The sequence below is a fragment of the Niveispirillum sp. genome (assembly GCF_017996735.1).
In the GTDB taxonomy this organism is placed as follows: Bacteria; Pseudomonadota; Alphaproteobacteria; order Azospirillales; family Azospirillaceae; genus Niveispirillum.
Genome location: NZ_JAGOGJ010000061.1, coordinates 1 through 24042 on the forward strand (window position 1 = coordinate 1; position 24042 = coordinate 24042).

The 24042-nt window shown below is 63.4% G+C and carries 24 protein-coding genes; 9 read left to right on the top strand and 15 right to left on the bottom strand.

The genetic code is table 11. The features are described from left to right. From KBA48_RS18415 to KBA48_RS18430, 4 genes are all read left to right on the top strand, one after another. Positions 1 to 240: Hpt domain-containing protein (locus KBA48_RS18415; RefSeq protein ID WP_292909041.1), on the top strand; the 240-nt coding region annotated here is incomplete at its 5' end. A gap of 7 nt (positions 241 to 247) precedes the next feature. Then, complete coding sequence (locus KBA48_RS18420) at positions 248 to 655, top strand: response regulator transcription factor (RefSeq protein WP_292909043.1); 408 nt, start codon at positions 248 to 250, stop codon at positions 653 to 655. Positions 656 to 727: 72 nt separating this feature from the next. Next, positions 728 to 1903 carry a PQQ-dependent sugar dehydrogenase gene (locus KBA48_RS18425; RefSeq protein WP_292909045.1) on the top strand — a complete coding sequence of 392 codons (1176 nt, stop codon included), beginning with the start codon at positions 728 to 730 and terminating at the stop codon, positions 1901 to 1903. Positions 1904 to 2046: 143 nt separating this feature from the next. Then, positions 2047 to 2748, top strand: coding sequence for a class I SAM-dependent methyltransferase (locus KBA48_RS18430; protein WP_292909047.1), 702 nt, complete (start codon positions 2047 to 2049; stop codon positions 2746 to 2748). Positions 2749 to 2811: 63 nt separating this feature from the next. Here KBA48_RS18430 and KBA48_RS18435 read toward each other — a convergent pair whose 3' ends face one another. Then, positions 2812 to 3219 carry a hotdog domain-containing protein gene (locus KBA48_RS18435; protein WP_292909049.1) on the bottom strand — a complete coding sequence of 136 codons (408 nt, stop codon included), beginning with the start codon at positions 3217 to 3219 and terminating at the stop codon, positions 2812 to 2814. Positions 3220 to 3318: 99 nt separating this feature from the next. Between KBA48_RS18435 and parE the strand changes: the two genes are divergently transcribed. Further along, positions 3319 to 5310 carry a DNA topoisomerase IV subunit B gene (parE, locus tag KBA48_RS18440; protein ID WP_292909051.1) on the top strand — a complete coding sequence of 664 codons (1992 nt, stop codon included), beginning with the start codon at positions 3319 to 3321 and terminating at the stop codon, positions 5308 to 5310. A gap of 33 nt (positions 5311 to 5343) precedes the next feature. Here the strand turns inward: parE and KBA48_RS18445 are convergent, their stop codons facing one another. The 5 genes from KBA48_RS18445 to KBA48_RS18465 form a co-directional block, all read right to left on the bottom strand. Then, on the bottom strand, positions 5344 to 5799 hold the full coding sequence (locus KBA48_RS18445; RefSeq protein ID WP_292909053.1) for a hypothetical protein: 456 nt from the start codon (positions 5797 to 5799) through the stop codon (positions 5344 to 5346). A gap of 116 nt (positions 5800 to 5915) precedes the next feature. Continuing rightward, entirely contained in the window at positions 5916 to 6101 is a 186-nt protein-coding gene (locus KBA48_RS18450; RefSeq protein ID WP_292909055.1) for a hypothetical protein, read from the bottom strand. A 173-nt stretch (positions 6102 to 6274) separates the two neighbouring features. After that, entirely contained in the window at positions 6275 to 6496 is a 222-nt protein-coding gene (locus tag KBA48_RS18455; protein ID WP_292909057.1) for a type II toxin-antitoxin system RelE/ParE family toxin, read from the bottom strand. An 81-nt stretch (positions 6497 to 6577) separates the two neighbouring features. Further along, positions 6578 to 6838: a hypothetical protein gene (locus tag KBA48_RS18460; protein WP_292909059.1), complete on the bottom strand. Its 261-nt coding sequence runs from the start codon at positions 6836 to 6838 to the stop codon at positions 6578 to 6580. Positions 6839 to 6886: 48 nt separating this feature from the next. Then, complete coding sequence (locus tag KBA48_RS18465) at positions 6887 to 7843, bottom strand: alpha/beta hydrolase (protein WP_292909061.1); 957 nt, start codon at positions 7841 to 7843, stop codon at positions 6887 to 6889. A 233-nt stretch (positions 7844 to 8076) separates the two neighbouring features. On the opposite strand from KBA48_RS18465, the gene mnmA reads away from it, so the two are divergent. Continuing rightward, positions 8077 to 9210, top strand: coding sequence for a tRNA 2-thiouridine(34) synthase MnmA (gene mnmA, locus KBA48_RS18470; RefSeq protein ID WP_292909063.1), 1134 nt, complete (start codon positions 8077 to 8079; stop codon positions 9208 to 9210). An 88-nt stretch (positions 9211 to 9298) separates the two neighbouring features. Here mnmA and KBA48_RS18475 read toward each other — a convergent pair whose 3' ends face one another. From KBA48_RS18475 to KBA48_RS18490, 4 genes are all read right to left on the bottom strand, one after another. Continuing rightward, positions 9299 to 11092 (bottom strand): acyl-CoA dehydrogenase C-terminal domain-containing protein, encoded by a 1794-nt coding sequence (locus KBA48_RS18475; protein WP_292909065.1) that lies wholly within the window; start codon positions 11090 to 11092, stop codon positions 9299 to 9301. 313 nt (positions 11093 to 11405) lie between these two features. Then, positions 11406 to 13748 carry a 3-hydroxyacyl-CoA dehydrogenase/enoyl-CoA hydratase family protein gene (locus KBA48_RS18480; protein WP_292909067.1) on the bottom strand — a complete coding sequence of 781 codons (2343 nt, stop codon included), beginning with the start codon at positions 13746 to 13748 and terminating at the stop codon, positions 11406 to 11408. A gap of 29 nt (positions 13749 to 13777) precedes the next feature. Beyond that, entirely contained in the window at positions 13778 to 14920 is a 1143-nt protein-coding gene (locus tag KBA48_RS18485; protein WP_292909069.1) for a thiolase family protein, read from the bottom strand. A gap of 117 nt (positions 14921 to 15037) precedes the next feature. After that, positions 15038 to 15472, bottom strand: a complete 435-nt coding sequence (locus KBA48_RS18490) for a MerR family DNA-binding transcriptional regulator (RefSeq protein ID WP_292909071.1) — start codon at positions 15470 to 15472, stop codon at positions 15038 to 15040. A gap of 194 nt (positions 15473 to 15666) precedes the next feature. On the opposite strand from KBA48_RS18490, the gene purU reads away from it, so the two are divergent. Next, complete coding sequence (gene purU / locus KBA48_RS18495; RefSeq protein WP_292909073.1) at positions 15667 to 16539, top strand: formyltetrahydrofolate deformylase; 873 nt, start codon at positions 15667 to 15669, stop codon at positions 16537 to 16539. Here the strand turns inward: purU and KBA48_RS18500 are convergent. Continuing rightward, positions 16532 to 18466, bottom strand: coding sequence for a hypothetical protein (locus KBA48_RS18500; RefSeq protein WP_292909075.1), 1935 nt, complete (start codon positions 18464 to 18466; stop codon positions 16532 to 16534). The genes purU and KBA48_RS18500 overlap by 8 nt on opposite strands. 688 nt (positions 18467 to 19154) lie before the next feature. Here KBA48_RS18500 and KBA48_RS18505 point away from each other — a divergent pair. Continuing rightward, positions 19155 to 19328 (top strand): hypothetical protein, encoded by a 174-nt coding sequence (locus KBA48_RS18505; RefSeq protein ID WP_292909077.1) that lies wholly within the window; start codon positions 19155 to 19157, stop codon positions 19326 to 19328. 75 nt (positions 19329 to 19403) lie between these two features. Here the strand turns inward: KBA48_RS18505 and KBA48_RS18510 are convergent, their stop codons facing one another. The 3 genes from KBA48_RS18510 to KBA48_RS18520 are packed head-to-tail and all read right to left on the bottom strand — an operon-like array spanning position 19404 to position 20828. Next, positions 19404 to 19880 (bottom strand): hypothetical protein, encoded by a 477-nt coding sequence (locus tag KBA48_RS18510; protein WP_292909079.1) that lies wholly within the window; start codon positions 19878 to 19880, stop codon positions 19404 to 19406. Continuing rightward, positions 19873 to 20034: a hypothetical protein gene (locus KBA48_RS18515; RefSeq protein ID WP_292909081.1), complete on the bottom strand. Its 162-nt coding sequence runs from the start codon at positions 20032 to 20034 to the stop codon at positions 19873 to 19875. Before KBA48_RS18515 ends, KBA48_RS18510 begins: the two co-directional genes overlap by 8 nt. Positions 20035 to 20075: 41 nt before the next feature. Next, positions 20076 to 20828, bottom strand: a complete 753-nt coding sequence (locus tag KBA48_RS18520) for a Crp/Fnr family transcriptional regulator (RefSeq protein WP_292909083.1) — start codon at positions 20826 to 20828, stop codon at positions 20076 to 20078. 247 nt (positions 20829 to 21075) lie between these two features. Between KBA48_RS18520 and KBA48_RS18525 the strand changes: the two genes are divergently transcribed. Further along, entirely contained in the window at positions 21076 to 23295 is a 2220-nt protein-coding gene (locus KBA48_RS18525) for a catalase (RefSeq protein WP_292909085.1), read from the top strand. Between the two features lie 140 nt (positions 23296 to 23435). On the opposite strand, the gene KBA48_RS18530 is transcribed toward KBA48_RS18525, so the two are convergent. Further along, complete coding sequence (locus KBA48_RS18530; RefSeq protein ID WP_292909087.1) at positions 23436 to 23930, bottom strand: ferritin-like domain-containing protein; 495 nt, start codon at positions 23928 to 23930, stop codon at positions 23436 to 23438. Between the last annotated feature and the right edge of the window lie 112 nt (positions 23931 to 24042).

The window sequence follows — 24042 nt, forward strand, 5'->3', positions numbered from 1 at the left end:
GCGCGGGCATCGGCGGTGGAGGAGGCGTTGAACAATGGCGACCTGAAGGCCGCCAAGGATGGTTCCCATTCCCTGAAAGGGTCCGCCAATGGTGTCGGTGCCGTGGCGCTGGGCGATCTTTTTGCCCGGATCGAAGCGGCCCTGAAACAGGGAGACGAGGACACGGCGCAGGATTTGCGCTGGAACATCGCCCAGTCCTTCGAGGATTTGCGGCATCAGATCAAGATCGTGAAGGGATGACGGCGCCATGGCCGATATTGATTTCGCCAAACTGAAGGTTCTGGTCGTCGATGATGACCAGTTCTATCGCGGCATCCTGAAAAGGCTGCTGTTCCAGGCCGGCGTGCGCATGATTGCGGAGGCGGAGAATGGCGAGGCAGCCATCACCTCCATCACCCGGCTGAAACCCGACGCGGTGCTGTGCGACATCGAAATGGAACCCGTGGACGGGATCGAGGTGCTGCGCCGTGTCCGGTCGGTCGATATCCGGCAGATCGCCACCACGCCCATCGTCATGGTCACCAGCCACGCGACCAGCGACCTTGTGAAACAGGCGATCCAGTATCAGGCGTCCGGCTATCTGGTGAAACCGGTGTCACTGACCGACATCCAAAAGCGCCTGACCGTAGCCATCCAGACAAGGCCGGATGCGTAATTGGCCTTGTTCGGGGCGGGTAAAATCCCCACATTGCGGACAAATCCATGTTCCGACGGGAGAATTGCCCCCATGTCCCTGACCGGGAAGACCCTGGCCGCCATCGCCGTCATGCTGATGACCGGTACCGCCGCCATCGCCGCGCCCCAGGAATTCACCACCTTCCCCGCGCCCAAGGCGCGGCACGATGTGAAGGTGACGGTGGTGGCGGAAGGGCTGGACACGCCCTGGGCCATCGCCTTCATGCCGGATGGGCGCATCCTGGTCACTGAACGCACGGGCACTATCCGCGTCATCAAGGATGGCAAGCTGCTGGCTGATCCGGTCGCCGGCCTGCCGAAGATCGAGGAATTCAAGCAGGGCGGGCTTCTGGATATCGCGCTGGACCCCGACTATGCCCAGAACCGCTTCGTCTATCTCTCCTTCATGGAGAAGGCGGTGAAGGGCCCGGATGCCAAGCCGCGCGATCAGGACAAGGGCAACCGCACCGTCATCGCCCGTTTCACCGACGATGGCACCGCCTTCAAGGACATGAAGGTGCTGTTCAAGGGATCGCTGGTCGATAGCGGCCTGCATTTCGGCAGCCGCTTTGCCTTTGACACGGAAGGCCATATCTATTTCGGCATTGGCGAGCGGGGGTCACAGGACCGGGCGCAGGATCTGATGGATGCCGCCGGCAAGGTGTTCCGCCTGAATCGGGACGGAACCGTGCCCGCCGACAACCCGTTCGTGGGCCGGTCGGATGCGCTGCCGGAGATTTTCACCTATGGCAACCGCAATCCCCAGGGCCTGGCCACCCAGCCCGGCACAGGCCTGATCTGGGAAAGCGAGCATGGGCCGCAGGGCGGGGATGAGATCAACATCATCCGCCCCGGCACCAATTACGGCTGGCCCGTCATCACCTATGGCAAGACCTATGGCCTTGGCCTGAAGATTGGCGAAGGCACCGAAAAGGCCGGCATGGCACAGCCGGAACTGTATTTCGTGCCCTCGCTGGCCCTGGCCGGCATGACCTTCTATGATGGCGGCGCCCTGCCCTTCTGGCGGGGGGACCTGATTGTCGGCCTGCTGGCCGGCGGCATCGCGCGGCTGGACGTGGAAGGCGACAAGGTCGTGGCCACCGAACGGCTGTTGACCGACGAACTGCCCCGCACCCGCGACGTAGCGGTCGGCCCCGACGGGCGCCTGTATGCCCTGATCGAAGCCGGCGCCCCGGATGGCAAGCTGGTGCGCATCGACCGGAAGTGAGAGCGGGGCGCGGTGCCCCCTGTTGACGCGTGAAGCGGGGCCGGATAATTTCGGCCCCGCAGTGGCGCTGCTTTCCGGTGACCGGATCTAAATCTACGCCCCTTTGCGTACAGGTGAACGCAAGATGGGGAGATGTGCGCGCCATGACCGATCACGACCAGACCCTTGCCACCAACCAGGCCGGCTATGACCGCTGGGCAAGGCTTTATGACCGGTATCCGAACCCGACGGTCGCGGCCGATGAACTGGCCTTTCCGCCGCTCTGGTCACATCTGCGCGGATTGAATGTTCTGGAAATCGGCTGCGGCACCGGGCGCCATACGCTGCGGCTGGCGCGGGCCGGCAACCGGGTCACGGGCGTGGACCTGTCGGCCGGCATGCTGGCACAGGCGCGGGCGAAGCTGTCGGGCTTTCCGGTGACGCTGATCCAGGGCGATGTAATGGCCGGGATCGAGATTCCGGGCCTTCCCTTTGATGCCGCGCTGACGGCCCTGGTCATCGAACATATCGGCGATCTGGCCGGATTCTTCAGGCGGGTTCACGACCTGCTGCGGCCGGGCGGCGCCTTCTACATCTCCGAAATCCATCCGGACCGCACGGCGGCCGGAACCTTCGCCCATTTCCGGGACGAAGACGGAACCGAGGTGGCGCTGGCCGGCTACCCGCATTGTGCGGACGGGGTGGAAGCTGCGGCCCGCGCCGCCGGCCTGATCCTGGCCGACAGCCGCGATGTGAAGGGGGATGAGGCCCTGGCGGCGCTGAACCCGAAATGGGAGCGGCATAAGGGCCGGAACATGCTGAAAATCTGGGTGCTGCGCCGGCCTGTTGACACCAGCGGCCCTTAAATCCCGACCCAACGGGATCAAAGGGCTTCGGCGGCGATCATGAATTATGACAGGTGTGACACATCACACCGCGACGGAGTCGGGCGGCGCCACCGGACGGGGCCGCCCGTCCTTGCCCAGCGCCACATAGGTGAAGACCCCTTCCGTCACCTTGTAGGCCGTGCCGTCATAGCGGCGCACCCAGACATCCACCCGTACCCGGATGGAGGTATTGCCGATCCGCTCCACCGCCGTATAGCAGTTGACCTCGTCCCCCACGGCAATGGGGCGGTGGAATTTCATCGCCTCCACCCCGATGGTGGCCACCGGCCCCCGCGCGGCGCGGATGGCGGGGGCCGCTCCGGCCAGATCCATCTGCGACATCACCCAGCCGCCGAAGACCTGACCATTGCCGTTCAGATCGGCCGGCATGGCGAAGGTGCGCATGGAGGGGGCATCACGGTCGAAATCCGGCATGCGTTCCTGGCTCATGGTCTGGCACTCCCTCTGTCATCAAAATGTAGGGGTCTATATCGTCGGGAGACACCGCATCTCCTTGAACAAGAGCCCGACCCATTCCTATAATGGCGCATGAGCGACCTTTTCCAGAATACCGCCGCCAAGCAAGACAGCTATTCCGCCCAGGACATCGAGGTCCTGGAGGGGCTGGAACCCGTCCGCCGCCGTCCCGGCATGTATATCGGCGGCACCGATGACCGTGCCTTGCACCATCTGGTGGCCGAAATCCTGGACAATGCCATGGATGAGGCCGTGGCCGGCCATGCCAGCCGCATCGACCTGGACCTGTCCGCCGACGGGACCGTGACGGTGCGCGACAATGGCCGTGGCATCCCCACCGACGAACACCCGAAATATCCGGGAAAGTCGGCGCTGGAGGTGATCTTCACCACCCTGCATTCCGGCGGCAAGTTCTCCGGCAAGGTCTATGCGACGTCGGGCGGCCTGCATGGCGTCGGCTCGGCCGTTGTGAACGCGCTCTCCGACCGGCTGCATGTGGAGGTGGCGCGCGACCGCCAGCTTTATACCCAGACCTTCTCCCGTGGGCTGTCGCTGGGGCCGCTGACCCATGCGGGCCCGGTGCAGAACCGGCGCGGCACCACCGTCAGTTTCCATCCCGATGCGGAGATTTTCGGGGCGGAAGCGCATTTCAAGCCGGAACGGCTCTACCGCCTGTGCCGGTCCAAGGCCTATCTCTATCGCGGCGTGGAAATCCGCTGGTCCTGCGACACGGCCCTGATCAATGCCGACAGCGGTGTGCCGGCGGCAGAGGTGCTGCATTTCCCCAACGGCCTGCTGGATTATCTGAACGGCACGCTGAAAAGCCGGACCACCGTTACGCCCCTGCCCTTTGCCGGACAGGCGGATTTTCCGGGAGAGGCGGGGCGCGTGGAATGGGCCATCGCCTGGCCGGAGGATGATGAAGGTTTCAGCCACACCTACTGCAACACCATCCCCACCCCGCTGGGCGGCACGCATGAGGTGGGGCTGCGCGGCGCCCTGACGCGCGGCATCAAATCCTATGGCGACATGCTGGGCAACAAGCGGGCGGCCAGCATCACGGCCGAAGACGTGATGGAAGGCGCCACCATCCTGCTGTCCGTCTTCATCCGCGACCCGCATTTCCAAGGCCAGACCAAGGAACGGCTGGTCAGCGCCGATGCGCAGAAGCTGACCGAAAACGCCATCAAGGACCGGTTCGACCATTGGCTGTCGGGATCGCCCGACGCCGCCAAGGGCCTGATCGAACGGTTGATTGAAAAGGCGGAGGAGCGGGCGCGCAAAAAGGCGCAGAAGGAGATGGCGCGCAAGACGCCGACCCGTCGCCTGCGCCTGCCCGGCAAGCTGGCCGATTGTTCGCGCCAGAGCGCCGAGGATACCGAGATCTTCATCGTGGAGGGCGATTCGGCCGGCGGGTCCGCCAAACAGGCCCGAAGCCGCGAGACCCAGGCCATCCTGCCACTGCGCGGCAAGATCCTGAACGTGGCCTCGGCCAGCGTGGACAAGCTGCGCGGCAACCAGGAACTGGCCGATCTGGCCCAGGCGCTGGGCTGTGGCACCGGCAAGGAATTCAGCGTCGACAAGCTGCGCTATGAACGCGTCATCATCATGACCGACGCCGACGTGGACGGCGCCCATATCGCCTCGTTGCTGATGACCTTCTTCTATCGCGAGATGCCGGCCCTGATCCAGCAGGGGCACCTGTACCTGGCATTGCCCCCGCTCTATCGACTGGCCGGCGGCGGCAACACGCGCTATGCCCGCGACGATGCGCATAAGGACGAGTTGATGAAGACCGTCTTCAAGTCGGTCAAGGGCAAGGTGGAAATCAGCCGCTTCAAGGGCCTGGGCGAAATGCCGCCCGCGCAATTGAAGGAAACCACCATGGACCCGAAAAAGCGCACCCTGCTGCGCGTCGTGGTCCCCGACCTGCGCGACCCCGATCAGCAGGACGATGTCGAGGAAACCAAGGCGCTGGTAGAAAGCCTGATGGGCCGCAAGCCGGAGCTGCGTTTCAAGTTTATTACGGAGAATGCGAAATTTGCGCAGGATTTGGATGTGTAACTAGGAAATATTCATCCTAGACATATTTGTTTGTCAATGACCGGGGGCTAGGCCACGCGATTCACTCGCTCCAACCTTTTCATCGACTATAGTATCAAGATCATTCAAGATAGAAAAGACACCCTCCCAATTGAGCATCGGAAAATTGTCATCTTTACTCATATAGCGAAATGTCAAATTCTCGTGCCCAGGCGCAAGATCTTGGACCAAGCCTTCTAAACCATGTAAAGATGGTAGAGATTCTTTCTTTGCCTCTTCATATAGTTTTGAAATTTTATGACCATATCTACGCACATTTTCTGATGGTCGACCACTTTCCAATAGCCAAGACTTAAAATAAAGCTCCAGCGCGAATCCACATAACATATACATGGATGGCAACGTTAAAATCTCTCTACTTGGAGAATTTCTTTCCGGATTTCGGAAAATCATGATTGATGATTGAAAATACCCTTTTGCAACATGATATCTATCAATCGCCTCTTCCACTGAGATCACCCTCATTACTTGTAAAAATTCGGTTTTTGATGATACCAGAAGTAGTGCTATTTTTATTCGAAATTTGAGTCATAAGTTTATTAATTATTATCATCCAAGCCATCACGTTACGCAGTGCCGTAGTTCTTCATGATCAATTCAAAAAGGCACGGGAGATGTGGAATGATCAAGCCGATCGATCCATCAGCGCCGATATTCTCGAAGGTCTGGGCGAATACATCGACTATATCGGTGGCAACCCAACGGATGTTTGCCCCAACCACGTCGCTATCGTCCCCAAGGTCGATGTCCACTCCATCCATCAATCCACAAGTCTCAGCCAAGCGGAGTTCGCTTCGCGCTGCCCATCGACACCTTGCCCAAGTGGGAGCGCGGAGAGCGGGAACCGGATGCGGCCAGTCGTGCCTATCTGACACTTACCCATCGCGATCCGGAGACAGTGACGAAGACAGTGGCCGCGTAATCCTCATCTCAGATAATGCAGCGACAAATCCATCCGCTGATGCAGGATACGCAGCACTTCCGTTACGCCTTCACGCAGGCGATAAACCACCACATGCCGCTCCACCAGGATGGATCGGCTGCCCGGTGAATATTCGTCCTGCGCGCGGCTGCCCAACAGGAACGGGTCTTCAGCGATCCGGTCGAATTGCTTGATCAGCGTGGCCTTGTATCCAGGCTTGTCCATCGCCCCACTGATGCGCCGTATATTCAGCGATGCTGAGAAGGTCTCTGGCAGCAGGTTCGGTCAGCCGCCACGGCATAACGGTCAGTTGCCTTTGGCAACCGGCTGTTTGGCGCGGGCGATCCCGATCTCAAATATCTCATCCATGGAAAGCGTCGTGAAGTTGCCGGCATCGGCCGCCGCGGCCCCTTCAAGGATGGCCGCACGGATCGCTTCCTTTTCGACCCGGATCAATTCCGCGTCCAGGGCATCCCCCAGGATGGACACAGCGCTTCGCCCGGTCAGGGCCTGAAGCCTTGCCAGGGTGTCGGCGGTGCTGTCGTCAAGGTCGATATGTCCTGCCATGATCTGAGTATGGGCGGCAGCGCGGTCACTGTCCAGTCCCCGGCCCGCTCAAACCCCACCCAAAAACGCCAGCAGCGCCGCGTTCACGGCTCCCGGTGCCTCCTGCTGTACCCAATGGCCCGCGCCGTCCACCAGGGTCGTGCCCCGGAAATCCGTGCAGGTCGTGCCCTCCATGGCCCGCAGCGCCTTGTTCATGCCGGGCATACGCAGCACGGCGTCCAGCTTTCCGGCGATGAAGCAGGCGGGCACGGTGATGGGGGCGCCATGCCAGGGGGCCGTCAGGGCCCAGTTGCGGTCCAGGTTGCGGTACCAGTTCAGGCCGCCGCGATAGCCGGTGCGGGCATAGGTGGCGGCGTAGGTTTGCAAATCCTCTTTACTCAGCCAGTCGGGCAGCGTGTCCACCGGCGGACATGTCTCCACCAGCCCCTGCCCGTCCGGGATCACCAGGGGCCAGCCCTTGCCAGCCGCCGCCGATGCACCGGAGGCACCGACCAGCAGGCGGCGATGGGTCTCATAGGGATCGCGCTCCAGATCGGCCTCCGCGACGCCCGGTTCCTGAAACCAGACCATGTAGAACCGGTTCAGTCCCTGGGCGCGGGCCATGCCGACCAAGCTGCCCTTGTCCCCGCGCGGCGACCAGGGCACGGCCAAACCGGCCACGGCGCGGAACCGGTCCGGGCGCAGCAGGGCGGCATGCCAGGCGACGGGGGCACCCCAGTCATGGCCGATGATGGCGCAGCTTTCGATCTTCAGCGCATCCAGCAGACCCAGCATGTCGCCCACCAGATGCAGGATCGTATAATCCTCCACTGCCGCCGGCGCGTCGGTACCGCCGAAACCCCGCATGTCGGGCACGATCACCCGATATCCTGCGGCCACCAGCGCCGGCACCTGATGGCGCCAGCTATGCCCCAGTTCGGGCCAGCCATGGCAGAGCAGCAGGGCCGGCCCCTGCCCTTCATCCCGATACGCGATGCTGATGCCGTTGGCGGTCACGGTGGGCATGGAGCGTTCCCCGGTTGCCTGTTCATTCAAACAAGTGTTTTACAGAAATCGGCATCGCGATACCAGCGGCTCATACCCGTTCCCGTTGAGCTTTTCTCAACAAGAACGGGTCCGGCGGCGCTGGCAACTGAAGCTCCGTGATCGGTGACGATCACGGGGACGCGGTATTGCGTATGGCGGCCCCGCAAGGGATGCGCGATTGTCCGGACGCGATTTGCGGCTATATATCGGCCATGAACTCGCTTGGCATTGATAAGGCCCCGGCCGATACCCGCGTTGTCGTCGCCATGTCCGGCGGCGTCGACAGTTCCGTTGCTGCGGCCATGTTGCGCCGTGAAGGCTATGACGTCGTCGGCATCACGCTGCAGCTCTATGATTACGGCATGACGGTCGGCAAGAAGGGCGCCTGCTGTGCCGGTCAGGACATCTATGACGCGCGCCGCGTCGCCGACCAGATCGACATTCCCCATTACGTGCTGGACTATGAAAGCCGGTTCAAGCAGTCGGTGATGGATGATTTCGTCGATACCTATCTGAAGGGGGAGACGCCCATCCCCTGTGTCCGCTGTAACCAGACGGTCAAGTTCAAGGACCTGCTGGATCAGGCCCGCGAACTGGGCGCCGATTGCATGGCCACGGGCCATTATGCAAGGCGGGAGATGGTGGCGGGCCGCGCCGCCATGCTGCGCGGGGCGGACCATAATCGCGACCAGTCCTATTTCCTGTTCGCCACCACGCAGGAACAGTTGGATTTCCTGCGCTTCCCCCTGGGGACCAAGCCGAAGACGGAAACCCGCGCCATCGCCGATACGCTGGGCCTGGCCGTGGCGGACAAGCCCGACAGCCAGGATATCTGCTTCGTGCCCACCGGCGGCTATGCCAAGGTGGTGGAGAAGCTGCGCCCCGGTGCCGTGCGGCCGGGGGAGATCGTGCATGTGGACGGCACCGTGATGGGCCGGCATGACGGCGTGATCAATTACACGGTGGGACAGCGCAAGGGTCTGGGCATCGGCGGGCGCAAGACCGACGCGGGCGACGATGTCGATCCGCTCTATGTCGTGCGTGTCGACCCCGTGGCCAATCAGGTGGTCGTGGGGCCGCGCGCCGCGCTCGCCCGTGACAAGGTCATGGTGCGGGAACTGAACTGGCTGGGTCCGGATGCGGTGGGCGTGCCCCTGCCGGTGTCGGTGAAGCTGCGCTCTGCCCAGCATCCGGCGCCGGCCGTCCTGGTCCTGCATGGCGACGGCAATGGCGTGGTGGAACTGGAAGCCGCGCAGTATGGCATCTCTCCCGGACAGGCGGCCGTCTTCTATGACGGGGAGCGCATGCTGGGTGGCGGCTGGATCAGCGGCACGGGCACAAGGTAACGCCGGCAGGGCATCCCGGCGCTAGAAAAAAGGCTGCCGGGTCGCACCGGCAGCCTTTGGAGTTGCAGAGCCTTCACCCTGTTGAAAATCAGAACTGGTCGGCGTCCATTTCCATCATGGACTTGGCCCCGGACATCAGGCTCTTGAAGCGGAAATCCACCTCCGGCAGCATCTTCTCAACGAAGAAGCGGGCCGTCTTGATCTTGGCGTCGTAGAACGACTCCTTGCCGTCCGCACCCTCGGCCAGCTTAGCCTGGGCTACCTTCACCATCTTCAGCCACATCCAGCCCACGGCCACCAGGCCGAAGATGCGCAGATAGTCGGTGGAGGCGGCACCCGCCTCATCCGGACGGGCCATGCCCTTCTGGGCCACCACGGCGGTCGCCTGCTGCAGCTTGCCGAAGGCCTTGGCGACGGGGATGACAAATTCCAGCAGCGCCGGGTTCTCCTGGCTCTGCTCCAGTTCCGCCTGCATCGGGTGGAAGAAACGGCGCAGCAGGCGGCCCAGATTCTGCGGCAGCTTGCGGCCGACCAGATCCAGCGCCTGGATGCCGTTGGCCCCTTCATAGATCATGGCGATACGGGCATCGCGCACGAACTGTTCCATGCCCCATTCACGGATATAGCCGTGACCGCCATACATCTGCTGGCTGTTGGTCGCGACCTCGTAACCCATGTCGGTGAAATAGGCCTTCACGACGGGGGTCAGCAGGGCCACGAAATCGTCGGCTTCCTGACGGACCACCGGGTCCGGGTGCTTTTCCACCAGATCGATCATCATGCCGACCCAGTAGCCCAGGGCGCGGGCACCCTCGGTGAAGGCCTTGGCCTGCATCAGGTTCTTGCGCACGTCGGGATGCACGATGATGGGATCGGCGGCCTTGTCCGGGGCCTTGACGCCCGACAGCGAGCGGCCCTGGATACGGTCCTTGGCATAGGCGACGGCGTTCTGATAGGCGACGGCGGCCACGCCCAGACCCTGCATGCCCACGCCCAGACGGGCGCTGTTCATCATGGTGAACATGGCGCGCATGCCCTTGTGCGGCTCGCCCACCAGCCAGCCCTTGGCATCGTCGAAATTCATGACGCAGGTGGCGTTGGCCATGATGCCCATCTTATGCTCGATGGAACCGCACATCACGCCGTTGCGCACGCCGGGTTCATTATTCTCGTTGGGCAGGAACTTCGGCACCAGGAACAGGCTGATGCCCTTGATGCCCGGCGGGGCGTCGGGCAGCTTGGCCAGCACCAGATGGATGATGTTGCTGGTCAGGTCATGTTCACCGGCGGAGATGAAGATCTTGGTGCCGGTGATGCGGTAGCTGCCATCATCGCTGGGCACGGCCTTGGTCTTCATCAGGCCCAGATCGGTGCCGCAATGCGGCTCCGTCAGGCACATGGTGCCGGACCATTCGGACGAAACCATCTTGGGCAGGTATTGCGCCTTCAACTCGTCGCTGGCATGCGCCCGGATGGCGTTCATGGCGCCATGGGTCAGTCCCGGATACATGGCAAAGGCCATGTTGGACGAACACATCAGCTCTTCCAGCACGAAGCCGACCGTGTGCGGCAGGCCCTGTCCGCCGTAATCGGGATCGAAGGCCAGACCCTGCCAGCCGCCTTCGCGATAGGTCTCATAGGCTTCCTTGAAGCCCTTGGGCGTGCGCACAACGCCATTCTCATAGTGGCAGCCTTCCTCGTGACCCGAACGGTTCAGGGGCTGCAGCACGTTCTCGCACAGCTTGGCGGCTTCTTCGAGAACGGACGAGATCAGGTCGGGGGTCGCATCCTCAAACCCCGGCAGCTTGGAAAGCTGTTCGGCATTCAGGACGTCGTTCAGCACGAAGGAGATATCTTCGAGCGGGGCCTTGTAGACGGGCATGGGAACTCTCCGTGTGGACCGCTACCGCGGCAGACCGTCATCCCCCACCATGTCCGGCACCCGATCAGGATTCAGACAAGATGGCAGATGGGGCACCTCGGGGCGTCGATAGGGTGGACAGGGGAGATGTGAAACAGGGCGCAACATCACGAAGGGAGATGTTGCAGGGCCCTCACCCTCCCAAGCCTTCCGGCTTGGGCCCCTCCCTCTCCCACTGACGTGGGCGAGGGGCGGAAATTGGGCCCTCTACCGCGTAGCGGGAGAGGGAGGGGCCCACCCGCTTCGGCGGGTGGGAGGGTGAGGGACCAACAGGTCAGTTCCGCAGCGGCTTGCCGGTTTCCAGCATATGTTCGATGCGGTTGATGGTGCCGGTGGTCTTGGTCAGGGCCAGGAACCCTTCCCGCTCCAGCGTCAGCAGGTCGTCTTCGGTCATCACCTGCGTGATGTCGGTGTTGCCACCGGACAGCACGAAGGCCACGGCGTTGGACACGACCACGTCATGCTTGGTGGCCTTGCCCTGACCCGCGAAACCTTCCACCGCCATGGAGAACGCGGCGGCGGCCGTCGGGCCCGGCAGCCGGATTTCCGGTTCCTGCGGCGGGGTATAGTTCGCCGCCAGTTCCAGAGCCTTGGCCTTGGCGTCAGCCAGCAGACGATCCTTGTTGAAGGTGATGCCGTCGGTCGGACGCAGGATCAGCATGTCGCGCGCCTCGAACGCCGACTTGGCGACCTTGGCGGTGCTGATGGCCTCGAACGCCGCCGACAGGGCCGGCATGGGGCCGCCTGGACGACGCTTGTTGGCCAGATGGCGGATGACCATCTCCTTCGACCCGCCCCAGCCGGGCAGCACACCGACGCCGACCTCTACCAGACCGGTGTAGGTTTCGGCATGGGCCTGCACGGCGGAGCTGTGCAGCAGGATTTCGCAACCACCACCCAGTGCCATGCCCGACGGGGCAGAGACCGTGGGGAACGGCGCGTATTTCAGGGCCTTGTAGGTCTGCTGGCCATCGGCGATGGACGCTTCGATCTGCGGATACAGGCCGATATTGATGGCAAACAGGGCCAGGCCCAGATTGGCGCCGACAGAGAAGTTCGACGCCTCGTTATGCACCACCAAGGCCTTGAACGGGCCGGACTTGCCGTCGCCGATGATGCCCATGGCCTTGCGGATCATGGCCATGATGTCCGCGTCCAGCGCGTTCATCTTGGACGTGAATTCCAGGCACAGGACGCCGTCGCCGATATCCCACAGGCTGGCCGAGCCGTTCTTGGTCACCGGCTTCGACCCGCGCTTGATGTCGGTCAGCAGCAGCACGCCGTCCGGACGCTTCACCTCGGCATACTCGCCATCGGTGCCCAGGAACAGCAGCTTGGAGCCTTCCACCTTGTAGAAGGGACGGCCGGCGGCCACCTTCACCATGTGCGGAATGGCCTTGCCCTCGGCGGTCAGCTTCTCGGCAAACCAGCCGGTGCCCAACTGGTCGATCAGCTCGAACGGGCCGGCCTTCCAGTTGTAACCCAGGCGCATCGCGTCATCGACGGCCGTGATCTGTTCGGCAATCTGCGGCACCAGATCGGCGGCGTAGGACAGCGCCTGCGACAGCACACGCCAGGCATAGGCGCCGCCGGCATCGGCGGTTTCCACCAGCGCCTTCAGGTTCTTGGCCGAAGCCGAGGCCAGCGTGGCCTTTTCCGACTTGCGATAGACGCCCGTCGTCAGGTCGATGGCTTCCTTGACGCGGCGGCCATCGGCCAGCTTGGTCTGGCGGTAGAACCCACCCTTGCCCTTGCGGCCCGTGTACCCTTCGGCGATCATCTTGTTGGCCAGCGCGTTGTCGCGATGGATACGGCGATAATCATCGTCGGCCGGCAGCGTGGACAGCAGCGACTTGGAGATCAGCGGCATCAGGTCCAGACCGACCAGATCGATCAGGCCGAAGGTGCCGGTCTTGGGAATGCCCATGGGACGGCCGGTGATGGCGTCCGCCTCTTCCACCGTCAGGCCGCCATCGATGGCCTCGTTCACGGCGACGGCCATGAAATAGGTGCCGATGCGGTTGGCGATGAAGCCCGGCGTGTCCTTGCATTCCACCACGCCCTTGCCCAGGACGCGGTCGCAGAAGGCGCTGACGGTATCAAACGCATCCTGACGGGTCTTGGGACCCTTCACCACTTCCAGCAGACGCATATAGCGCGGCGGATTGAAGAAGTGGGTGATGCAGAAATCGGCCGCAAACCGTTCCGTCTGACCTTCCAGCAGGATGGACAGCGGGATGGTCGAGGTGTTGGACGAGACGATGGAGCCGTCCTTACGCACCGCTTCCAGCTTCTGATAAAGGTCGTGCTTGACCTTGGGGTTCTCCAGCACGGCTTCGACGATCCAGTCGACATCGGCCAGCTTTTCCAGGTCATCCTCGATATTGCCGGGGGTGACGAGGGAAGCGGCCTTCCTGTGCATGAAGGGGGCCGGGTCGGTCTTCAGCATCTTGTCGATTGCGGTCTTGGCAACGACCGAACGGTCGCCGCCATTGTCCTTCACCGCCTGCGGGACGATGTCCAGCAGATACACGGGAATGCCCGCATTGGCGATATGGGCGGCGATGCCGCTGCCCATTACGCCGGAGCCGATGACGGCGGCTTTCTTGATGGTCATGGGTGTTTCCTCCCGCTTGAAGCCGCCGATCAGACCGCTTCCAGGATGGTGGCGATGCCCTGACCGCCGCCGATGCACTGGGTGGCCAGCGCCAGGGCCTTGCCCTCACGCTGCAGCAGGCTGGCGGCCTTGCCGGTGATGCGGGCACCGGTGGCGCCCAGAGGGTGACCAAGCGCCAGCGCACCGCCATCCAGGTTCACCTTGGCCGGGTCGAAGCCCAGTTCCTGGGCGACCGTCATGGACTGCACGGCAAACGCCTCGTTGCTTTCCACGATGTCGATATCGGCGATGGTCAGGCCAGCGCGGGCCAGCGCCTTCTTGGACGCCGGAACCGGGCCATAGCCCATGATGGTGGCGTCGCAGCCCGACACGGCGATGGAGCGGATCTTGGCCAGGATCTTCAGGCCATGGGCCTTGGCGAAATCTTCCGAGCAGACCAGCGTGGCCGACGCGCCATCGGTCAGCGGCGAGGAGGTGCCGGCCGTGACGGTGCCGTTTTCGGCGTCAAAGGCCAGCTTCAGGGTCGCCAGACCCTCAGCGGTCGTACCAGCGCGGATGCCGCCATCCTGGCTCACCACCTTGCCGCCCGGCGTGGTGATGGGGACGATCTCGGCCTCGAACCGGCCCTCGGCCTGGGCCTTGGCGGCCTTGGCGTGGGACTCGACCGCATAGGCTTCCTGCTGGGCGCGGGTGAAGCCGAACTTCTTGGCCAGATTTTCGGCCGTGATGCCCATGGACATGTAAGCGCCGGGGTTGGCGGCATGCAGAACGGCGTTGGGCATCGGGTTGTAACCGCCCATGGGCACGCGGCTCATGCTTTCCACACCGGCGGCGATGAAGCAGTCACCGGCGCCCAGCGCAATGGCGCCGGCGGCCTGGTGGATGGCCTGCATCGACGAACCGCAGAAACGGTTGACGGTGGCGCCCGCCACCGACTGCGGCAGGCCGGCAATCATGGCGACCAGCTTGGCGACGTTGAAGCCCTGCTCCCCTTCCGGGAAGGCGCAGCCCATGATCAGGTCTTCCACGGCGGCGCCGTCAACACCGGTCCGGGCCAGCAGTTCCTTCACAACCGCGGCGGCCAGATCATCCGGACGCACCTTCGTCAGTTCACCCTTGTTGGCAATGTGGAAGGGGGACCGGGCGTAACCGGCAATCACGACGTTCTTCATCTCTGGAGCACTCCTCGCCTGGGGTTGGCTGCGGTCCGCCTCTCACGGGCGGTACCATTGGGTCGGAAGGACAAATTCAAACGAACGTATGAAATCACGCCGCTCAAGGAAAGCGGTTTATTCGGTCGGAACCTGCACGCCCTTCGAATGAAGGTGCGACACGATCAGGCCGTCGATCTCATGCAATTCCTTCAGCGTCTGTTGCACATCGCGCAACTGCTGTTCCAGGTGCCGGATACGGTTACGCGCGCCGCGCAGCAGATACGTCATCTGCTCCACCTGCGCCTCGTCCGTATCGTAAAGATCGAGGAAATCCTTTATTTCCCCGATGGAAAATCCCAGCCGCTTGCCCCGGCAGATCAGCTTCAGCCGCGCGCGGTCACGGTGGGTATAGATACGGGTCTGCCCCATGCGGGCGGGGGAAATCAGCCCCTCATCCTCATAGAATCGCAAAGAGCGCAGGGTCAGGCCGAATTCCTCCGCCAACTGACCGATGGTGAAGGTTTGCGCCGGGTTATAGGCGGGCTTGGCCTGGTCAACTATATTCAGCATGCAACGGCCCTTGTCGCTGACAGGTGGCTTACGTTTACGTAAAAGGTAAGATAAGCTTCCGCGCACGTCAAGCGGTTTTTGCATGGCGGCCATCCTTTTGCCGCCTTCGTTTAATCTGGGGGTGGACAAGGCCGCGCGCCAGTCGCAACTCTCCTGCCCTTGTCGAAATTTATCGGAAGTGGCGGGTGCGTAACATGTCGGTGATCGGTGAACAGGGCCCTTATGTGCTGATCGTGCGCTGCCCGGACCGCAAGGGCATCGTGGCGGCAGTGTCGACATATCTGGCCCGGCACGATGCCTCGATCACGGAATCGAACCATTTCAACGATGCGCTGAACAATCAGTTCTTCATGCGCACCGTGTTCCGTGCCGATGGCGCCGACTTCCCCGACCTGGACGCGCTGAAGGAAGGGTTCACGCCCATCGCGCGGCAATATGACATGCATTGGGAACTGCATGACCTGTCGGTGCGGCCCAAGGTGGTGATCGCCGTGTCGAAGTTCGGCCACTGCCTTTACGACCTGTTGCACCGGCAGCGGTCGGGCAGCCTGCGCATGGATATCCCCGCCGTCGTGTCGAACCATGAGGATATGCGCAGCTTCGTCGAATGGTCGGGCATCCCCTATCACCATCTGCCGGTACCTAAGGGCAATAAGGAAGCCCAGGAAGCGCAGTTCACCAGGATCATCCAGGAGAGCGGCGCCAATCTGGTGGTGCTGGCCCGCTACATGCAAATCCTGTCACCCTCATTCTGCGAGGTGCTGTCGGGCCGCTGCATCAACATCCATCACAGCTTCCTGCCCAGCTTCAAGGGGGCCAAGCCCTATCACCAGGCGCATGAGCGCGGGGTGAAGATTATCGGCGCCACGGCGCATTTCGTGACCAACGTGCTGGATGAAGGCCCCATCATTGAACAGGACATCCAGCGCGTGGACCATAGCCACACGCCCGAGGATCTGGTCGATATGGGCCGCGATGTCGAATGCGCCGTGCTGGCCCGTGCCGTGAAATGGCAGTTGGAACACCGCATCATCATGGACGGGTCGCGGACGGTGATTTTTAAGTAATCACAGGGTCGGGAAACCCTCTATCCGCCGCTGTCCGCACCCCCGGGCGCGGCGGCACAATCATGGTCGCCGGCGGCAGGCCCGCCAGGTGACGGCCCCACATCATCATGTAGGCATCCTCCAGATGTGCCGTGAAACGGGGTGTGTCGAACAGGGGGGCCGTATGCCGCACCTGTTCCAGATGATGCCGCAGCCCCGCCAGCCGGGAACCGTCGCGCGCCAGTGACAGGGCCAGCGCCTCGTACCCATCCGGATCGGCAGCGACCAGTTCGGCCAGCCCGACGGCACGCAGCAGGCTGGCCGCGACACGGGCCGCGAACCCGTCCCCCAGCATGGTGACCACCGGCACACCCATCCACAGGGCATCGGACGTGGTGGTGTGGCCGGTATAGGGGAAACTGTCCAGGCACAGGTCGATGGCACGATAGCGGGCCAGATGGGTGGCCAGCGGCGCCGGGCCGGCAAAGACCAGACGGGCGGGGTCAACACCCGACCGGCGCGCCATGTCGCGCAGATTGTCACCGGCGGCCCCGTATGGATCATACAGCCACAAGCAACTGTCCGGCACGGCGCGCAACAGCCGCATCCAGAGGGCAAACATCGCAGGGTTCAGCTTTTGCGGGGCATGCAGCGCACCGAACACGAAGCCCCCCGCCGGCAGCCCCAGGGCCGCGCGGTCGGGTGCGGACAGGGGCAGCGGGCGCTGCCGGTCGTTCACCTGATAACAGTCCGGCAGGATCGCAAGCTTCTCATGATAAAGGGGCTGGTCGGCCGGCGGTGTCACCACCGGATCGCCGATGATGTAATCCAGCGGTCCGTCCCCGATGGTGCCGGGATACCCCAGATAAGCCACCTGTAGGGGGGCCAGCCGCCGCGACAGCAGATCCAGCCGCCCGCCCGCCGTGAAACCCTTCAGGTCGACCAGGATATCCACCCGCTCCGCGTTCGCCCAGGCCGCGACCTGCGCGCCGCCCAGGCCGGCCAGATCCCGGAAACCGTCGACCGCCCCCCGAATACGCTGGCGGATGGTGCTGCCATCATCCTGGCCGTAACTGCCGGCCAGGATACGGAACCGCCCCCGGTCGTGACGTTCGAACAGTTCGGTGACCAGATAGGCCGTGGCATGCTCATGAAAATCGGCCGAGAGATAGGCAATGGTCACGCGGCCGTCACCACCGCCGCCATCCCCGGACCGTGGCCATGGCGGGCCAACCGTCCCCACCTGCTGCCGGAAAACCTGTGCGGCGACCCGGCGTTGGCGCGCCGGATCGATACCGATCCATTGGATCAGCAGCGGCAGGGCCTGGCCACCCTGGTCGATGCGCGCCAGCAGCCGCTGCCGCTGTTCGTCATAATCCCGCCAGTCGGCCGTCAGCAGCCGGCAGATGAACGCCTCGTCCAGCACGGGCAGAAAACCGGGGTCGCAGCGGTGCGCCCGGTCGAAGGCGGCGGCCGCCCCGACCGGGTCTCCCGCCAGCCGTCGGGCATGGCCCAGCGCCCGCCAGGCGGCGGAATGGGCCGGCGACAGCGCCAGGGCGTGACGGCAGTCCCGCATCGCCGCCGCCGTTTCCGGGCGCAACAGCGCACGGCCAGCCCGCCAGCCCGCATTGTCGGGTGACAGTGCCAGGGCACGGTCCAGCAGCAGTCCCGCTTGCCGCAGGTTGCCCTGACGCTGCCGTATCATCGCCAGATTGCCATAGGCATCGGCAATGGCGGGAGACAGCGCCAGCGCCTGCTGGAAAAATCCGGCTGCCGTCTCGTCATCGCCGGCCGCCATCCGCAGCACAGCCCGCATGAACAGCCCGCCGATATGGCTGCCATCATGGCGAAGCAAGGCCTGGCACAGCCTCTCCGCCTCTTCCAGGCGTCCCTGGGTGTAGGCACCCATGATGGCGCGCAAGGGGTCCGTCGTCGGGGACGTGGGCAAGCAGTTTTCTCCCGGGTGCCGATGCCGGGAGCATGGACGGACCGCCCGCCGCTGCCAAGCCACTTGTCAGCACCGTCATCGGGATTTCCGCCCCCTTCCCGCCACCCCCACCAACAGGAAGACGGGCGCCATCAGGAGCAATCATTGGGACCAACCAGATGAACTAAATAAAGAGCCTAAAATTCAGCACAACTATGAGATAATAAAATCGGATAATTTATTCTTCCTGGAAAATTCGTAAATCATTCCCATTTAACTATAGGTATTTTCCGCGTCTATCCGAATTTGGAGAAGCATGGATAATGAAATCCGATTATCGGAATCGCGCCATGCATGACGAACCAGACACTCTTTCCTTTCTGTTCGCCGGCCTGGCGACACATCCGAGCGCCCCAATCCCTTTCATCTTCCCAGCTCAGGAGCCGACCAATGAAAAGGTCAACCGCAAGCAAAAAATCGACCGAAGTGCTGGAGCCGCTCCCCCCCGTCAGTCCGGTCCGGCATCTCACGGAAGCGGACCTGACCGACGATGACCGGTCACGCCTGCTCTCTTGCCTTGACCGGGGCAATCGCTGGTTTGACCGCCCGCGCACCCGATCGTCAATGCGCGGTCCTAAACCTGTAAAGTCGGCCCGGACCCGGCCCGACGCCATCGAACCGGCACAGCCGGCTGACGCGGAAAGCGCGCATGGATGACATGAAGGTGATGTTGCTGGCGGAAGCCCTGTACCAGAAAAGCAATAGCACGGCCGTGCCCTGGGGCCAGCGGGATCGGACAATCCGCAAAACCTGGATCGATGCGGCGCGGCAACAGATTGAACGTGATGCGGCAACCGCAAAGGCCGACCTGCCACACGCATAATACCAGGGCCACGAAATCATGACCGATGGTCAAGCTTTCGTGCGCCTCAATCGCCGGCGGTCGCCGCCGTCGACATCATCCGGCGCGCTTGGCGGCCTTGCGCTTCAGCCGCCGGGCATTGGCTGTCGCCTTGCGATGAACGGGGGCGAGCGCCGTTGATCCCAACCGTACCGCCGCTTCGATCCCGTCCAGGGTCAGGTCCGCCACCTTGCTGTTGAGCGCCATCATCTCCCCGGCGGTTGGCGCGCGCCCGCGCATGGCCATGCCGCCCAGATGCTGCATATGCGCGACCCATAACGACTGTGCCTGCCACCAGGCGGTGACCATCGCCGATCCCGCCTGGGAGAAGGCTTCCACCTTTTCCGGCACCATGCGGCCGAGTTCGACATGGTCACCGGTCAGGGGCGAGCGCATGGCGGCGTCGATGATGGGGGTGCGCGCGGCGATCACCGCATTGGCGGCGCCCAGCGTTTCCATGACGCGCACGCCCGTGCCCGTCATGGACTGGCCCGCCACCATCAAGCGCCGCCAGTTTGAAAAGGGGTCAAACATCACCATTCTCCAATTTTGCGGCCATCTGCTGCCGGGCGATTTCCGCGGCCGAGATCAGGTTGCGGCCGGTCAGTGCCGCGGCGTCCGCCGTCATGGTCACCGCCAATCCATTGGGACCGTCCAGGATGACAAGCCCGTCTTCGGCGCTGGCCAAGCCAGGGTCCGTGCGGGGCTGCGGTGTGGAGGAGGGAGTACTCATGGCGGGGACCTTGCTTGGGAGGGCGGGAAGAAAGGTGACGGCGTGTCGATGTAAAGATAGGCAGGGTTGAACTGGCCGCGCGCCGCCAGCTTCTCCGGCTCGGTTATCTCGACCAGGGAAGACCGGAAGACACACAACCGCTCTTCACGCAGGTGCCGCAGGACCCGGTTCACATGGACATTGGTCAGGCCGCAGATCTCCGCCAGATCGGCCTGGGTCAGGCCCAACGCGAACCGATGTCCGTCGCTGAGCCCGGCCGAGACAAGGCGGGCATTGATCTCACACAGGAAATGCGCCACGCGCCCCACCGCATCCAGCCGTCCCAGCCGGAACAGCCATGCCCGATGGATGGCCCCGTCGATCAGGGTGGCGTGCCAGAGCTTGCGCGTCAGTTGCGGCATCTCGTCCATGATCGCGGCAAGCTCCGCGTGCGGAACCAGGGCCACCGTCACCGCCGTCATGGTCGCGACATCATGATCCAGGACCTTCAGCGGAAAACCGTGGAGATCCAGGAAGTCGCCGGGAACATGGATGGCGACGAGCTGCCGCAGGCCGTTCCGGTCGTCGATATAGCGCGACATGATGCCTTCGAGCAGCAGCGTGCTGTATTGAAGATGTTCGCCCGCACGGACGACAATCTTGCGGGGTTCCAGCGTCTGGATTTCGGCGATGGCCGCCTCCAGCCGTACACGCTCGGCCGGCTCCAGATCGACCCCGCGTTTGCCTTTCAGGAAACGTTCGGTGAACATCGCTGACCATCCCCCCCTATCAGGCCGAGACACCACCGGCATCCATCCGCTGCTTCCCTAACGGACGGAGGTGTCCGGTGTTGCGTGCAATCGTGATGACGCAGGTTAATTTTTGCCCGACCGGCGCAACCTTGGCCCGGCCAGAGGGGTTTCCTGTCTGCCCGACCGCCGCCGGTGTGATGCCGCGTGCCTGGAACCATCCCGGCCGGCCTCCTCCCGGCGGTGCCAACCGACCAGGATGATCAACATGCCCAGGAAACCCTCCACGACCAAGACTTCCGCCAAGACCCTGACGCCGCCCGATCTGGCAGGCGCGGATATCGGCGGCGAGACCCGTCGCAAGGCCCCGCCCGTGCCCCCGGACGCCGTCATTTCCCATTCCTACGACGAACCACAGGGAGAGGGCGGGGAAACGCGCCAGACGGCCGGCGGCGGTGTGGAAACCCTGACAACCCAGCAGGGTACGCCCGTTGCCGACGACCAGAACAGCCTGAAGCAGGGTGCGCGCGGGCCTGTGCTGATGGAGGATTTCCATTTCCGTGAAAAGATTTTCCATTTCGATCATGAGCGTATCCCCGAGCGCGTGGTGCATGCGCGCGGCTATGGCGCCCATGGTTTCTTTGAACTGACCGAGAGCCTGGCTGGCATCACACGCGCCGATATCTTCCAGCGGGTGGGCGATCGTGTGCCGGCCTTCGTGCGCTTCTCCACCGTCGCCGGCTCCAAGGGATCGGTCGATCTGGCGCGCGACGTGCGCGGCTTTGCGGTGAAGCTCTATACGCAGGAAGGCAACTGGGATCTGGTCGGCAACAACATCCCGGTCTTCTTTATCCAGGACGCCATCAAGTTCCCCGACCTGATCCATGCCGCCAAGCCCGAGCCCGACCGCGCCTTCCCGCAGGCGCAGACGGCGCATGACAATTTCTGGGACTTCGTCAGCCTGACGCCGGAAAGCTTTCACATGATCATGTGGACCATGTCGGACCGGGCCATCCCCCGTTCCTTCCGGACGATGGAGGGGTTCGGCGTCCATACGTTCCGGCTGGTGAACGAGGAGGGCAAGTCCACCTTCGTGAAGTTCCATTGGAAGCCCAAGCAGGGGCTGCAATCCGTGGTCTGGAACGAGGCGGTGAAGATCAACGGCGCCGATCCGGACTTCCACCGCCGCGACCTGTGGGACGCCATCCAGTCCGGTGACTTCCCGGAATGGGAACTGGGCGTCCAGTTGTTCGATGACGCGTTTGCCGACAGGTTCGACTTCGACGTGCTGGATGCGACCAAGCTGATCCCGGAGGAAGAGGTGCCGGTGCGCATCGTCGGGCGGCTGGTGCTGGACCGGGTGGTCGATAATTTCTTCGCGGAAACGGAGCAGGTGGCTTTCCTGACCCAGAATGTTCCGCCGGGCATCGACTTTTCCAACGACCCGCTGCTGCAGGGGCGCAACTTCTCCTATCTGGACACCCAGATCAAACGGCTGGGCGGCCCCAACTTCACCCATATCCCCGTCAACGCCCCCAAATGCCCCATGGCCCATTTCCAGCAGGACGGGCACATGGCCATGCGCAACCCCAAGGGCCGGGTGAATTACGAGCCCAATAGCTGGGGCCCCACCCAGGGCGGCCCGCGTGAGGACCCGGTGCGCGGCTTCAGCAGTTTCGCGCAGGCCGCCGACGGGCCCAAGCAGCGCGTGCGGTCCGAGCGCTTCGCCGACCATTACAGCCAGGCACGGCAGTTCCTGATCAGCCAGACCCCCATCGAACAGAAACATATCGGCGACGCCCTGGTCTTCGAACTGTCGAAGGTGGAACGGCCCGACATCCGCTCCCGCGTCGTCTCCCACCTGCTCAATATCGACGACGGACTGGCCCGGACGGTGGCGAACGGCCTGGGACTGCCCCTGCCCCCGCCCGCCAAGGCGGCACGGCCGACCATCGCCGACCTGCCGCCGTCCGACCGGCTCAGCATCGTCAAGAACGGGCCGACCGACTTCAAGGGCCGCAAGCTCGGCATCCTGCTGAGTGACGGGGCCGACGCGTCGATCGTCAAGGCGCTGCTGACGGCGGTCGAGGCCGAGGGTGCTGTTTATGAGGTGGTGGCGCCGAAGATCGGCGGCGTGACCTTGTCGGACGGTACAAAGGTCGCGGCCCGGCACAAGATCGATGGCGGCCCGTCCGTTCTGTTCGATGCCGTGGCCATCATCCTCTCGGCCCAGGGTGCCGCCTTGCTGTCGATTGACGCGGCGGCGAAAAACTTCGTCACCGACGCCTTCACGCATTGCAAATATATCGGCTTCACGGCCGAGGCCGAACCGTTCCTGGTCAAGGCCGGGATCGCGGACGACCTGGACGAGGCATGCATGGCCCTGGACAAAAACGGCGACGCGGCACGCTTTGTCGAAGCCTGCCGGGCCTTGCGCCACTGGGCACGGGAACTCACCGTCGATCTGGATGCGCAGCCCGAAGCCTGATGATGGGGGAGCGGCGGGCGCCCGACCTGATTGGTTGCGGCGCCCGCCGCCCTTCCCCGGCCTGTCCTAAAAGCTTGTCCGATTGAGAGTTGGGTGTCCCTCCATCGTCATCCCCGCTTTCGCGGGGATGACGGTTGGCATCAGGCCGCGTCGGCGTTGATGTGACCGGTGGCCAGCTTGCTCAGGATCTGATCCGTTTCCCTTTCCTCCTCCAGCGTGGCTTCCAGCAGTGGTACTGCCGCCTTCAGTCCCAGTTGCTGGGCCCAGGCGCGCAAGGTGCCGTAGCGGCTGATCTCATAGTGCTCGACGGCCTGCGCACCCGCCAGAAGACCGGCATCCAGGGCGTCACTGCCGGCAAAGTCCTCCATCACTTCCTTGCCTTCATCAAGGATGCCGACGATGGCGTCGCAGGTCTTGCCGCGCGGGGTCTTGCCGATGATCTCGAACACACTTTCCAGGCGCTCGATCTGGCCTTCCGTCTGTGTGCGGTGCAGTTCGAACGCTTTGCGCAGATCCTCGCTGTTGGCGGCGCGGGCCATTTTCGGCAAAGCGCGCAGAATCTGCTTTTCGGCGAAGTAGATGTCTTTCAGGGTTTCGTGGAACAGATCGTTCAGGTCTTTGGGCTGCTTGGCCATGGGAAGCTCCTGGGTCGGTGGCACCGCTGATCGGTCGTTACGGCCCGTGAGCGCGGTGAAAATCCCGCGGAACGCTGAAGGTAACGCTGCCTGTTGCCAACCGTTCCATGTC